We start from the raw sequence: 12,796 nt of genomic DNA, 5'->3' as shown, positions 1-12,796 counted from the left end.
AATGACACCGCGTATTCGCGAGCAAGCCCGCTCCCACAGGTTTTATGGTGTTGGTTTTTAAACTGGTTTACGGCATCACCGGCGGCGTATACGCCAATGTCGTCCCCAGCACCCACAACAAGAACAGCACCAGCGGCGTGTGCACCAGCAGTTGCACAAACGAAAAGCCGATCAGATCCCGCGCCTTCAGGCCGAGCACGCCCAGCAGCGGCAGCATGTAGAACGGGTTGATCAGGTTTGGCAGCGCCTCGGCGGCGTTGTAGATCTGCACCGCCCAGCCGAGGTGGTATTGCAGGTCGTTGGCAACCTGCATCACGTACGGCGCCTCAATGATCCACTTGCCGCCCCCGGACGGAATGAAGAAGCCGAGAATCGCCGAGTACACGCCCATCAACAGCGCATAGGTGTCGTGGGACGCGATGCTGACGAAGAAGGTCGAGATGTGATGCGCCAGGGTTTGCGCATCGGCGCCTTTGACCGTAGTCAGCAGCGCGGCGATCGAGCCGTACAGCGGGAACTGGATCAGCACGCCGGTGGTGGTCGGCACCGCACGGGCCACCGCATCGAGGAAGCTGCGCGGGCGCCAGTGCAGCAGGGCGCCGAGCATGATGAACAGGAAGTTATAAGTGTTGAGCCCGGAAATCGCGGTGATCGCCGGTTTGGTCGAGAACTCGTGGAACAGCCAGCCGGCCGCCAGCAGCACCAGCAAAATGATCAGCAGTGGGCTGTGTTCCAGCCATTCGCCGGGCCGGGTACGCGGTTGCAGTGGCGGCAGATTGAACGCCGGGTCGATGCCGCACTCCTTGGCATCGCGTGCGGAGCTCGGGCCGGGGGCGGTGGCGTAGGCGACGATGATCGAAATCACGATCAGTGCCAGCAGCATGGCGCCGGACTGCCAGAGGAAGATGGTCTGGGTGAACGGAATCACCCCGGTGATCGACAGGATCGACGGCGGCAGGCTGGCCGGGTTGGCCTGCAATTGCGCGGCCGATGATGACAGCCCCAGCGCCCAGACCGCGCCCAGGCCCAGATACGCCGCAGCACCGGCCGCGCGGTAATCCATTTTCAGATCGGAGCGGCGGGCGAGGGCGCGCACCAGCAAACCGCCGAACACCAGCGACAGGCCCCAGTTCAGCAGCGAAGCGACCATCGAGATCAGCGCGACCCAGGCCACGGCGGAGCGGCCGTTCTTCGGGATGCGTGCCAGTCTGTCGATCAGTTTGACCGCCGGCGGCGAGCTGGCGACCACGTAACCGCCAATCACCACGAAGGCCATTTGCATGGTAAACGGGATCAGGCTCCAGAACCCGTCGCCGAATGCCATCGCCGCATCGGTGGGTTTGGCGCCCATGGCCATAGTGGCCAACGCAACAATGATTACCGCCAATGCAGCGAATACCCAAGAGTCGGGGAACCAGCGTTCGGCAAAGCTGGAGCAGCGCAGGGCAAAGCGCGCGGAGCGGCTATCTTCGATCTCAACGGCCACAGGAAGTACCTCGGATTTTTATGGTTATTTTGGGTCTGCAGATCACTGAGTGCTTTGGGTGGGAGCTGGACCGTGGCTGCAGACAGGCCTCAACAGTAAATCAAGCCAAGCGCTTTTGTGAGCAGGTTTTGCAAAACCATGACTATGGTCTAACGGGTTGTCCCCAGGCGGATTTGCGTAGACCATGAGCGCCTTGGTTTTTTGCCTGCCAGAGTTCTTTGCCATGACTGCCCAATCCACAGCCCGACCGGCGCCGTTCAGCCGTTCCGACTACAAGACCCTCGGCCTTGCAGCCCTTGGCGGGGCGCTGGAAATCTACGATTTCATCATTTTCGTGTTCTTCGCCCTGACCCTCAGCCAGTTGTTCTTCCCGCCGGAAATGCCTGAGTGGCTGCGTCTGCTGCAAAGCTTCGGGATCTTCGTCACCGGTTATCTGGCGAGGCCGCTGGGCGGGATCCTGATGGCGCATTTCGCCGATCGGCTGGGGCGCAAGAAGGTCTTCAGCCTGAGCATCCTGATGATGGCGCTGCCGTGCCTGCTGATCGGGATCATGCCGACGTATGCGCAGATCGGTTACTTCGCGCCGCTGCTGTTGCTGGCGCTGCGCATCCTGCAGGGCGCGGCGGTCGGTGGTGAGGTGCCGAGCGCCTGGGTGTTCGTCGCCGAGCATGCGCCCACCGGGCATCGCGGTTATGCCCTGGGCTTTTTGCAGGCCGGGCTGACCTTCGGTTACCTGATCGGCGCGTTGACTGCGACGTTTCTCGCGCAGGCGTTTACCCCGGCGGAAATACTCGATTACGCCTGGCGTTATCCGTTCCTGCTCGGCGGAGTGTTCGGCGTGATTGGCGTGTACCTGCGCCGCTGGCTGAGCGAAACGCCGGTGTTCATGGCCATGGAAGCGCAACGCGAGGCGCGGGTCGAACTGCCGTTGCGCACGGTGCTGCGTGAGCATCGGCTGGCGATGCTGCCGGCGATGCTGCTGACATGTGTGCTGACCTCGGCGGTGGTGGTGTTCGTGGTGATCACCCCGACCATGATGCAGAAAACCTTCGGCATGACCGCCAGCCACACCTTTGCCCTGAGTGCATTGGGCATCGTCTTTCTCAACATTGGCTGCGTGATTGCCGGACTGCTGGTCGATCGCCTTGGTGCCTGGCGCACGGTCATGCTTTATAGCCTGCTGCTGCCATTGGGCATCGGCGTGCTTTACAGCTGTCTGATCATGGGCGGCAACTGGGTGGGGCTGGCGTACGCCATCGCCGGCCTGGCCTGCGGTGTGGTCGGCGCGGTGCCGTCAGTGATGGTCGGTCTGTTCCCGGCGCGTATCCGGGTGTCCGGCATTTCCTTCACCTACAACATTGCCTACGCCGCGTGGGCAAGCATCACACCGCTGCTGCTGATCGGTCTGATGCCATGGAGCCCATGGATCTGTGTGATGTTCTGCGCGGTGATGGGCGCGGTCGGCATCGTCAGCGCGGCGTACTTCGGTGTGCGCATGCCCGGGGTCGGGCGCCGTTCGGTAGCGCGCTGTTCCTGAAGGCCGTTACGTCAACCAGTGCCACCACAGCAAGGTCCCCACCAGGCCTACCACCGAGACGATGGTTTGCAGGATCGACCAGACCCAGATCGTCTGTTTCAGTTGCAGGCCAAAGTACTCGCGAACCATCCAGAAGCCGGCGTCGTTGACGTGGCAGAAGAACACTGAGCCGGCGCCAATCGCCAGCGCCACTAACGAGCTTTGCGTCGCGGCGAGGCCCGCCATCATCGGCGCCAGAATCCCCGCCGTCGTTGTGGTGGCCACCGTCGCCGAGCCTGTGGCCTGACGCAGTGCCACGGCAATCAGCCAGGCCAGCAGCAGATACGGCATGTGCGCGCCTTCGGCGACTTTGCTGATGGTCTGGCTGACGCCGGCATCCAGCAAGGTCTGCTTCAAGCCGCCACCGGCACCAATGGTCAGCAACAGTACGGCAATCGGCGCGAGGCTTTTGCGCAGGGTGCTACCGACGTGTTCACGCGGCATACCGTTGGCCCAGCCGAGGCAGATCACTGCCGCCATGACGGCAATGCCCAGCGCCACCAACGGCTCGCCGAGAAACTTCAGGGTCAGGGCGACGCTGCTTTGCGGGCTCATCGCGACTTTCGCCAGGGTGCTGCCGAGCATCAGCAGCACCGGCAACAGAATGATCAGCAGCGACATGCCGAAACTCGGCTGGCGCGGCGCTTTTGGCGGGGCGCTGAACAGCGCGCCGAGTTCTGCCGGCTCATCGACGTGCATGCGTTTCGACAGCCAGTTGCCGTAGATCGGTCCGGCCAGGATCACCGCCGGGATGGCGATGCTGAAGCCCAGCAACATGGTCAGCCCAAGGTCGGCGTGCAACGCGCTGACCGCGATCAACGGCCCGGGATGCGGCGGCATCAGGGCATGCAGCGTGGTCATCCCGGCCAGCGCCGGAATCGCGATTTTCAACAGCGGCTGACCGGAGCGGCGGGCCATGACGAAGATGATCGGTACCATCATCACCAGCCCCACTTCGAAGAACAGCGGCAGGCCGATCACCATCGCCACCAGCGCCATGACCCACGGCAGGGACTTGCCTTTGCCCAGCCCGAGCAAGGTCGACGCAATGCGGTCGGCGGCGCCGGATTCGGCCATCAGCGCGCCGAGCATCGAGCCCAGCGCGATGATGATCCCCGCCTCACCGAGAATTGCCCCGGCGCCTTTACTGAACGCCTTGGCCACGTCCTCAGGCGGTAAACCCGCGCCGACGCCGGCAATGAACGTGCCGATCAGGATCGATAGAAAGGGCGGAAGCCTGGTGACGCTGATCAACACGATAATCGTCGCGATCGCCAGTAGGCAGCAGAGAATCAGGCGGGTGTCGTGAACCATCCAGGCAGCGGTCGATAAATCCAAAACGGAACTCCTTATCGGGCGGATACCGGCAACATATTGTTGCAATTTGCCCTGAGAATACCTGATATGGCCGGGCCAGAGCGCCGGGTTTTGTATCCGTTCTGCGGGGGCGAATAAGACCAATGGCCCATTGAGATTATTTTTGACTGACCGGTCTCAATTGCTCTTCAGAAAAGTTTTCCAAGGCCGATGGTTAGGCTGCATCCCGCTTTCTACCCAGCCATCGGTACTTTCCCATGTTCAACAAACGCCTCAAGCAAGAGCTGGCGGCTCTTCGTGAAGAACTCTCCAGCCTGCTGCAAGTGAAGGAAAGCCTGGAAAGCGAGATGTTGGTGCTGACCCTGGAGGCCGATGGGCGGATCCAGTCGGTCAATCAGAACTTCCTCGCCGAAATGCTCTACAAGAGCCAGGACCTGGTGGGGCGCGCCATTGAAGACATCGTTCCGGCGCATGTGAAGGCCGATGAGTTTCACCATCGCTTCAAGGCCGCGCTGACCCGTGGCGAGCATTTCGCCGGGGCCGTGCGCCTGCTGCGCGGTAATGGCGAAGAGGCGTGGCTGCGCTCCATCGTGCAGCCGGTGCGCTCGTCGGATGGCCGGATCAAGCATTTCTCGATTTTCTCCAGCGATCTGACCCGTACCATCGAAGCCTCCCGCGAGCACGAAAACCTGATTGGCGCGCTGGTGCGTTCCACTGCGGTGATCGAGTTCGATCTCAACGGCAACGTGTTGAATGCCAACGAGCGCTTCCTCAGCGGCATGGGTTACAGCCTGGCGCAGATCAAGGGCAAGCATCACCGGATGTTCTGCACGCCTGAGGAGTACAACAGCGCCGAATACCAGAATTTCTGGCGTCGTCTGAACAATGGCGAGTTTGTGGCCGAGCGCTTCAAGCGTGTCGACAGCCATGGTCGTACCGTGTGGCTGGAGGCGTCCTACAACCCGGTGGTCGATGCCAACAACAAACTCTACAAAGTGGTGAAGTTCGCCACGGTGATCACCGATCAGGTCAATCGCGAACAAGCGGTAGCCGACGCGGCCAGCATTGCCTACAGCACTTCGCAGCAAACCGACAGCACCGCGCAACGTGGCACCACGGTGGTCACCGAGGCGGTGAATGTGATGCGTGATCTGTCGCGACACATGCAGTCTGCCGGCGAGGGCATCGAGGCGCTGAACGAGCAGTCGCAGGTGATCGGTACCATCGTCAAAACCATCAGCGGCATTGCCGAGCAAACCAACCTGCTGGCGCTCAACGCTGCCATCGAAGCGGCCCGTGCCGGCGAACAGGGCCGGGGCTTTGCGGTGGTGGCCGACGAAGTGCGGCAATTGGCTTCGCGCACCAGTCAGGCGACCGAAGAGATCGTCACCGTGGTGCGGCAGAACCAGGAGATGGCGCGCAACGCCGTAGCCCTGATGACCGACGGCAAGCTTCAGGCCGAACAAGGCCTGGCGCTGGCAGCAGAGGCGGGCACGGTGATCGTCGAGATTCAGGACGGCGCGCAGAAAGTGGTGGATGCGGTCGGGCAGTTTGCCAATCAACTTTCCCACTGACCTGCACGCCTCTCTCCTGTGGGAGCGAGCCAGCTCGCGAAAGCGGCGTGTCATTCAACATTGATGTGATTGACCTTACGCCTTCGCGAGCAGGCTCGCTCCCACAGATTCAGTGTTTCCTCAGCGGTGGCGCTACAATCGGCTCCTTTTTCTCCGGAGCAGATCCCCATGAGCGCTTCCCACCGCCGCCCGGTGCCCTTGAACAAAGCCTACCGTCTGCTCAATCACGGGCCGACCGTGCTGGTCAGCGCTGCCCATGACGGCCAACGCAACATCATGGCCGCCGCGTGGGCGATGCCGCTGGATTTCGAACCGCCGAAAGTCGCGGTCGTCCTTGATAAGTCCACCTGGACCCGCCAGTTGCTCGAAGCCTGCGGCACGTTTGTGCTCAACGTGCCGTGCGTCAATCAGGCCGACATCGTGCAAACCGTCGGCAATACCTCGGGTCTGCAGATCAAGCAGGATCAGGGGCAGGACAAGTTTCAGGCTTACGGCCTGCAGACCTTCGCTGGCGAAACCGTCGAAGCCCCGCTGCTCGAAGGCTGCGTCGCCTGGCTCGAGTGCCGCTTGCTGCCCGAACCGCGCAATCACGAGCAGTACGACCTGTTCCTCGCCGAGGTCATCGCCGCCCAGGCCGATGAGCGCGTGTTCAGCGACGGGCGTTGGCATTTCGACGGGCATGATGGTTTGCGTACGCTGCACCACGTGGCTGGCGGGCACTTCCTGACGATTGGCGATGCGGTGGACGGCAAAACCTTGCCGCAGTGACATTCGCCTGATGGAAAACCTGCGCCGAATGGAGCAAGGTGTGGGGCATTGTCGAACCGATCAGGCGCGTGCCCCATGGACCTTTCCCTTTCGAGTTATCTCGCCCCGCTGCTGTCACTGGCATTGTTGTGGACAGTCGCGGTGGTCACACCCGGTCCGAACTTTTTCAACATCGCCCAACTGGCGGTCAGCCGCTCGCGCCGCCATGGAGTGGTCGCGGCACTCGGTGTCGCCAGCGGGACGGTGTTGTGGGGCCTGGCTGGCGGCTTGGGCATCCAGTCGCTGTTCAGTGCAGCGCCGACGCTGTACCTGAGCTTCAAGATCGCCGGCGGCTGCTACCTGATCTATCTCGGGCTCAAGCAGTTCAAGCGCAAGGCGCCGATCATGCACGGGACGCTGGACACCTCGCAGCAGACCTTGCTCGGCGCCTACGGACGGGGCTTTCTGGGCAACATGACCAACCCCAAGTCGGCACTGTTCGTCGCCACCATCTTCGCCACCGCGATGCCGGCCCATGTGCCGCCGTTGTTGCTGGCGCTGGCGGTGCTGACCATGGCGACGTTGTCGTTCAGCTGGTATTGCAGCGTGGCGCTGTTCTTTGCCAGCCGGCGAATTGCGAGCGTTTACGAGCGGTCGCGGCAATGGCTGGATCGCTTGGCCGGTGGCTGCTATCTGTTGTTTGGGGCGCATCTGGTGGCTAATCGCTGAGCCGGGTGATCTTGCGAGTCAAACCCCTTGCACTAAAAAGGCTTACCCTGCGGTAAGCCTTTTCTCTTTACGTCGTAACCTCAATCCCCCAACGCTTCCCCTTCACGCCGTGGGTCCGCGCCACCCTCCAGCGTCGCTTTGCCCTGTGCATCCTTGACCCGCACGATGGCTTGCGTGCCGCTGGTCATGTCGATTTCGTTGACCGTGTGGCCCTTGTCTTTCAGCGCCTGAATCAGCGCCGGGCTGAACTGGCCTTGCTCCAGTTCGGTCGGGCCGTTGCGGCTGCCGAAGTTGGGCAGGCTGATGGCGCTTTGCGGGTCGAGGTTCCAGTCGAGCAGGCCGACGGTGGTCTTGGCCACGTACTCGATGATCTGCGAGCCGCCCGGCGAGCCGACGCTGGCGAGGAATTCGCCGCTGTTGCGATCGAAGATCAGCGTCGGCGCCATCGATGAGCGTGGGCGTTTACCGGGTTCGACGCGGTTGGCGACTTTCTGCCTGTTCTCTTCGGGGATGAACGAGAAGTCGGTCATCTGGTTGTTCAGCAGAAAGCCCTGAACCATCAGGTGCGAGCCGAACGCCGCTTCGATGGTTGTGGTCATCGATACGGCGCCGCCGAGGTCATCCACGGCGACGACCTGCGAGGTGGAGATGCGCAGTGGCGAGCGATCCGGCGCGTAGGCCACCTGCACGCCCGGCGGTGTGCCCGGCTTGGCGCTGCCCATGCTGCGTTCGCCGATCAGGCTGGCGCGACTGGCGAGGTAACCCGGGTCGACCAGACCTTTGACCGGCACCGGGACGAAATCGGTGTCGGCGACGTATTGCGCACGGTCGGCGTAGGCCAGGCGTTCGGCTTCGGCGATCAGGTGCACGGCTTGTGGTGCCGGCTCGATGCCGGCGGGTTTGTCGGTTTTCACCGGTTTGAGCGGCGTCAGCGATAGGCGCGGGTCGCGGGTTTCCAGTGCTTGCAGGGTACCGAGGATCTGCGCCACAGCGATCCCGCCCGACGACGGTGGCGGCATGCCGCAGACCTGCCAGCGTTTGTAGTCAGTGCACAGCGGTGCGCGCTCTTTGGCCTTGTAGCCTTGCAGATCCTTCAGCGACAGGCTGCCGGGGTTGGCGTGGCCTTGCACCTTGGCGACGATTTCTTCGGCGATCGGGCCTTTGTACAGCGCATCCGGGCCTTCGTGGGCGATGCGCTTGAGCACAGCGGCGAGCGCCGGGTTCTGCAGGCGCGTGCCCACGGCTTTGACGCTTCCGTCGCTGTTGAGGAAGTACGCGGCCATGTCCGGCGATTGGCGAATCACCGGGTCGGATTCCAGCAGCGAATGCAGTCGCGCAGAAATCGCAAAGCCCTGCTCGGCAAGTTTGATCGCAGGCTCGAACAACGTGGCCCATGGCAGGCGACCGTGTTGTTGGTGCGCCATTTCCAGTGCACGCAGCACGCCCGGTGTGCCAACCGAGCGCCCGCCAATCTGCGCCTGCGGGAACGGCATCGGTTTGCCGTCGGCTTGCAGGAACAACTGCTCGGTGGCGCCGGCCGGTGCGGTTTCGCGACCGTCATAAGTGCGCACCTGTTTGCCGTCCCACAGCACGATCATCGCGCCGCCACCGATCCCGGAGGATTGCGGTTCGACCAGCGTCAGCACCGCTTGCATGGCAATTGCCGCGTCGATGGCCGAGCCACCCTTGCGCAGCATCTCCCGACCGGCCTCGGCGGCCAGCGGGTTGGCGGCAGCGGCCATGTGTTGGCTGGCGTGGCGGGTCTGCAGATCGGTGCGGTAGCCCGAGGCGGCTTCCGGGGCCAGCGGCAACGTCGAGGAGGGCGGTGCGTTGCACGCGGTGAGGGTCAGGGCGCTGACAAGCAGGGTCAGTGCAGGCAGGCGAAAGCGGCTCAGGGGCAGGGCTGGAAACACGTGGTGCTCTCCGTCCGTGGGGTGAAAGGTCTGACGGACTTTATCGACCGGTTGGTCGCGACGCAAACCGGTGGGCATTTTTGTCTTTCTTTTCAGGGCGGATGTTCGCTAGGGTCAGCGTCAAATCCACAGACTTGAAATACGCCCCTGTGGGAGCGGGCTTGCTCGCGAAAGCGGTGTGTCAGCCAACCTGACTATTGAATGCGAAACCGCTTCGCGAGCAGGCTCGCTCCCACCAATACAAGATCAACAAGAGGCCGACATGCACAGCGAGTTTCCCACCGAATCCAGTTACCGCGATCAACGCGAACAGTTTCTTGCCGCGGCCAATGCTGTCGGAGCCACGCTCACCTCCTACGCACATCCACGTTGCGGGCCCTTCGGTGAACCCTTGAGCACCGACGTCGCCGTGCTCGGTGATCCGCAGGCCAAGCGGCGGCTGGTCGCAATCAGCGGCACCCACGGGGTCGAGGGGTATTACGGGTCGGAGTGTCAGATCGATTGGCTGAAGACTTTTGTGCCCGGCTCGCTGCCCAAGGATGTCGCGGTGGTGATGGTGCACCTGATCAACCCGTGGGGTACCGCGTGGTTGCGGCGGGTCAACGAGGACAACATCGACCTCAACCGCAATCACCTCGATTTCACCGGGCCGTTGCCGGACAACCGCGCTTACGCGGCATTGCACGAGATCTACGCCTGCACCGATCTGAACGGCCTCGAGCGCACGCGGGCCGATGCCCTGCTCGATACGCAGATTGCCGAACACGGCTGGCCGGCGGTGATGTCGATTGTCGAGGGCGGTCAGCACAGTCATCCCGATGGCCTGTTCTATGGCGGCCGCGCACCGAGCTGGTCGAATCGCACGCTGCATCAAATCATCGAAACGCATCTGGCCGGCGCTGAAACCGTGATGTGTTTCGACCTGCACACCGGCGCTGGCGAATACGGCCATCCGATGTTGCTGACTATCACCCAGGCGCCTTACCCGGCACTCGCACAGGCTCAGGCGATTTATGGCCCATGGCTTTACACGCTGCACACCGGCGCCGACACCTTGAGTGAAACCGGTGTGGCAGCGACGGCTACCGGGTACACCTCGCAGGCGTTGCTCAATGCTTTACCGGACGTGCAGTTGATGCCGTTCGTGATTGAGTGCGGGACGTATCCAGGGCCGGATGTGCATCGTTATTTGCGCGATGACCACTGGCTGCATCTGCATGGCGATCCGCTGGATGCGACGGGGAGGAGGATCAAGTTGAATCTGCTGGAGCAGTTTTATCCGGCTGATCCGGATTGGCGGGCGATGGTGGGGCAGCGCACTCGGCAGATTTGGGTGAAGGGGTTGGAAGCCCTATCGGCAGAGAAGCCTGAGTAGGTCAGGCATAGCCTTGTGGTGAGGAGGTTTATCCCCGATGGACTGCGCAGCAGTCCCATTCATTTGCACTGAAGAGGGGGGGCGCTTCGCACCCCATCGGGGATAAATCCCCTCGCCACGGGTTCGGTGTTGTCTCAAGGTATAAATGCGCTTATCGCTTGAAACCGGGCAGTCCATTCGCGGCATGCCATTCCTTTACAGTCTTCGTAACGCTCTCGGCAGAGTTGTCTTCTCCTTGCTCGGGATAAAAAATCAGGTCGGTTCCATCCGGGTGGCCAGTAAGCATCCTGAGGTGTGCCAGCAGTTCACCAAGCTTCGAATCCGATCCACTTTTGTTTGTTGCCCGTATTCTTTCGACGAAGCGGATAAATTCGGTTTCTGTGTCGCCGGATATTTTTACCAAGGCGTACTCACTGCTTTTTAAATTGATTGGGACTTATTGCTTGAACCCAGGCAGCCCGTTGGCTGCACGCCATGCTGCTACTGTACGAGCTATACCAGCGGACGACGTGTCAGCTTCAGGTTCTGGATAGTAAATAAGGTCCATCCCGCTTGGATGTCCAACAATCGAGTTGAAGTGCCGCACTAAAACATCTGCACGCTCATCAGTGGGCGCCTTATCTTCTTTTCTAATCTCGTCCACGAATTCAACGAAGTCTTGTTCGGTGTAGTCCGAAAAGCTGCGCTTGATGAATGGATCGTTCATGCTGTTCCCTATTCTTGGTGTATTTCGACGTGATTTTTTGGCGTGTGGATCCGCAGGTTATCAACGTTATAGACCTCGCCGCCTTCGGATATTAATTCCACGTGGTGAATCTCGTGAGAGATCCTCTTGCCCGCAGCATCCATCAAGCGAGCTCGCGGTGCCTTCCCGTTGCGCATACGTTCCATGCTGTCATCGCTAAACTGCCCAGCTACCGCACCATCTCTCGAGACAGCGGTCCAGAAGGCTCGTCTGAATGAATCAAAAGTAGAGTATTCGCGCCCTCTCAGTGAATCGGCGATAGTGGTTGGGATCGGTGCGCCAGATCCAGCCCGGGCATGTTCCAACCAGATCCCGGATACATCCTCACCAACCCCCGTCACTGTGCCCGGCGTCAGTCTGGCCGGTTTCGAAAACACCACATACAGCGACTTCAACCCAGTGTCCGCCGGGAACACCAGAATACAATCCTCGGCAGTAATGTCCTCGCCGGGCAGGCCTTCTATCTGGGTATCCGTGTTCTCGGGAATCGGATGAACAAGGATCGTGTTCAGTTGCTCGCCGTGTTCTGGATACACCAGCGGCGGCATTGATCCTAGGGGGCCGCGTTGTGGCGTCCACAAAATGGTAATGCCGTCGAGCTTGGCCTCCATCGCAGTCTTGTCGCTGTTCCACTCGACGTTGACTGTACGCACCGAGTCATCGCCCGAAGCGCCGGAGTGGATGCCGTAAACCTGCATGACCCCTTCGGCATCACGCCGAAACTGGAAGCGCACACGAGTGGGCGCGCGGCTCATGCGGCGCAGTTGTTCGTCGGTGTGCAGCGTGCCGTCGCCCATGCGGGTCGGCAGCATCCCGAGGACGAACACGCTGGCCGGCCCAGCAGCGCCGCGAATTGCCCAGTTGAGGCGTTGTTGCAAAATGCCGCCGCCCGCCAAACGCCCCAAGGCCAGATCGGCACCTATTGCCGTCGCGACAGCGGTGCTGGCAGAGGGCAAGAGCATGGCGCCGGCGACCATGATCTTGCCGAAATTGGCGGCGGATTCGAGTGCCGTGCCGGCGTCCGTTCGGCACCAGTTCTCCACAGTGCAGGACTTGGCGAACACCTGATCTTCGCGGGGCCTGGGCGTTGGCCATTCATCCTTTTCGATGTACACCGGCTCCGGTGCTTTAGGCACATACCACGAACCCCAAGAAGCGCCACCGTTGTAGCGTTTCCAAAGCCAGTCATCGTCGAAAAGGGATTTGAATCGAGCCATGACAACTCCCTGTATGGCTTTTGAATCGAGCCAGGGGAGCTTGTCGGTCAATGGGGAATTCGGGCAAATCGATGGGGTGAGTTACAGGCGTATGGTTTTACGAAAAATCTCTTTCGT

At 61.5% G+C, this 12,796-nt stretch carries 11 protein-coding genes and 1 pseudogene; 6 read left to right on the top strand and 6 right to left on the bottom strand.

What is annotated here, in order from left to right:
- Window positions 1-67 precede the first annotated feature (67 nt).
- Window positions 68-1,486 (bottom strand): short-chain fatty acid transporter, encoded by a 1,419-nt coding sequence (locus AC0J41_RS21840; protein WP_473013590.1) that lies wholly within the window; start codon window positions 1,484-1,486, stop codon window positions 68-70.
- 223 nt (window positions 1,487-1,709) lie between these two features.
- Between AC0J41_RS21840 and AC0J41_RS21835 the strand changes: the two genes are divergently transcribed.
- Window positions 1,710-3,023, top strand: coding sequence for an MFS transporter (locus tag AC0J41_RS21835; RefSeq protein WP_473013589.1), 1,314 nt, complete (start codon window positions 1,710-1,712; stop codon window positions 3,021-3,023).
- Window positions 3,024-3,029: 6 nt separating this feature from the next.
- On the opposite strand, the gene AC0J41_RS21830 is transcribed toward AC0J41_RS21835, so the two are convergent.
- On the bottom strand, window positions 3,030-4,400 hold the full coding sequence (locus AC0J41_RS21830) for a GntT/GntP/DsdX family permease (protein WP_473013588.1): 1,371 nt from the start codon (window positions 4,398-4,400) through the stop codon (window positions 3,030-3,032).
- Window positions 4,401-4,636: 236 nt separating this feature from the next.
- Here AC0J41_RS21830 and AC0J41_RS21825 point away from each other — a divergent pair.
- The 4 genes and pseudogenes from AC0J41_RS21825 to AC0J41_RS21810 form a co-directional block, all read left to right on the top strand.
- Window positions 4,637-5,365 (top strand): annotated as a pseudogene (locus tag AC0J41_RS21825) (PAS domain-containing protein); the annotation flags it as partial.
- Window positions 5,345-5,953, top strand: a complete 609-nt coding sequence (locus tag AC0J41_RS21820; RefSeq protein WP_256214621.1) for a methyl-accepting chemotaxis protein — start codon at window positions 5,345-5,347, stop codon at window positions 5,951-5,953. The pseudogene AC0J41_RS21825 and the gene AC0J41_RS21820, both read left to right, overlap by 21 nt.
- Window positions 5,954-6,121: 168 nt before the next feature.
- Window positions 6,122-6,721 carry a flavin reductase family protein gene (locus AC0J41_RS21815; protein ID WP_025109369.1) on the top strand — a complete coding sequence of 200 codons (600 nt, stop codon included), beginning with the start codon at window positions 6,122-6,124 and terminating at the stop codon, window positions 6,719-6,721.
- Window positions 6,722-6,796: 75 nt separating this feature from the next.
- The gene (locus AC0J41_RS21810; protein ID WP_473013587.1) at window positions 6,797-7,429 is read left to right on the top strand and encodes a LysE family translocator; all 633 of its coding nucleotides are present in this window, start codon (window positions 6,797-6,799) and stop codon (window positions 7,427-7,429) included.
- An 80-nt stretch (window positions 7,430-7,509) separates the two neighbouring features.
- Here the strand turns inward: AC0J41_RS21810 and ggt are convergent, their stop codons facing one another.
- Window positions 7,510-9,342, bottom strand: coding sequence for a gamma-glutamyltransferase (gene ggt, locus AC0J41_RS21805; protein ID WP_473016031.1), 1,833 nt, complete (start codon window positions 9,340-9,342; stop codon window positions 7,510-7,512).
- A 262-nt stretch (window positions 9,343-9,604) separates the two neighbouring features.
- On the opposite strand from ggt, the gene AC0J41_RS21800 reads away from it, so the two are divergent.
- Window positions 9,605-10,717 carry a M14 family metallopeptidase gene (locus tag AC0J41_RS21800; RefSeq protein ID WP_473013586.1) on the top strand — a complete coding sequence of 371 codons (1,113 nt, stop codon included), beginning with the start codon at window positions 9,605-9,607 and terminating at the stop codon, window positions 10,715-10,717.
- A 151-nt stretch (window positions 10,718-10,868) separates the two neighbouring features.
- Here the strand turns inward: AC0J41_RS21800 and AC0J41_RS21795 are convergent, their stop codons facing one another.
- Genes AC0J41_RS21795 through AC0J41_RS21785 form a run of 3 tightly spaced genes read right to left on the bottom strand, consistent with a single transcriptional unit; the run spans window position 10,869 to window position 12,679 of the window.
- Complete coding sequence (locus AC0J41_RS21795; protein ID WP_473013585.1) at window positions 10,869-11,120, bottom strand: bacteriocin immunity protein; 252 nt, start codon at window positions 11,118-11,120, stop codon at window positions 10,869-10,871.
- A gap of 33 nt (window positions 11,121-11,153) precedes the next feature.
- The gene (locus AC0J41_RS21790; RefSeq protein ID WP_473013584.1) at window positions 11,154-11,423 is read right to left on the bottom strand and encodes a bacteriocin immunity protein; all 270 of its coding nucleotides are present in this window, start codon (window positions 11,421-11,423) and stop codon (window positions 11,154-11,156) included.
- Window positions 11,424-11,431: 8 nt separating this feature from the next.
- Window positions 11,432-12,679: an S-type pyocin domain-containing protein gene (locus AC0J41_RS21785; RefSeq protein WP_473013583.1), complete on the bottom strand. Its 1,248-nt coding sequence runs from the start codon at window positions 12,677-12,679 to the stop codon at window positions 11,432-11,434.
- Between the last annotated feature and the right edge of the window lie 117 nt (window positions 12,680-12,796).

It is taken from the genome of Pseudomonas sp. Arb-4-2C, from assembly GCF_055755015.1.
The sequence above is the reverse complement of the archived record's forward strand: the minus strand, read 5'-3'. Positions and strand labels throughout refer to the sequence as shown.

Bases quoted from the DNA above. Each gene is read 5' to 3' on its own strand.
- AC0J41_RS21835 (WP_473013589.1), top strand. From the start codon at position 1,710: ATGACTGCCCAATCCACAGCCCGACCGGCGCCGTTCAGCCGTTCCGAC.
- AC0J41_RS21815 (WP_025109369.1), top strand. From the start codon at position 6,122: ATGAGCGCTTCCCACCGCCGCCCGGTGCCCTTGAACAAAGCCTACCGT.
- AC0J41_RS21810 (WP_473013587.1), top strand. From the start codon at position 6,797: ATGGACCTTTCCCTTTCGAGTTATCTCGCCCCGCTGCTGTCACTGGCA.
- AC0J41_RS21800 (WP_473013586.1), top strand. From the start codon at position 9,605: ATGCACAGCGAGTTTCCCACCGAATCCAGTTACCGCGATCAACGCGAA.
- AC0J41_RS21790 (WP_473013584.1), bottom strand. From the start codon at position 11,423: ATGAACGATCCATTCATCAAGCGCAGCTTTTCGGACTACACCGAACAA.
- AC0J41_RS21785 (WP_473013583.1), bottom strand. From the start codon at position 12,679: ATGGCTCGATTCAAATCCCTTTTCGACGATGACTGGCTTTGGAAACGC.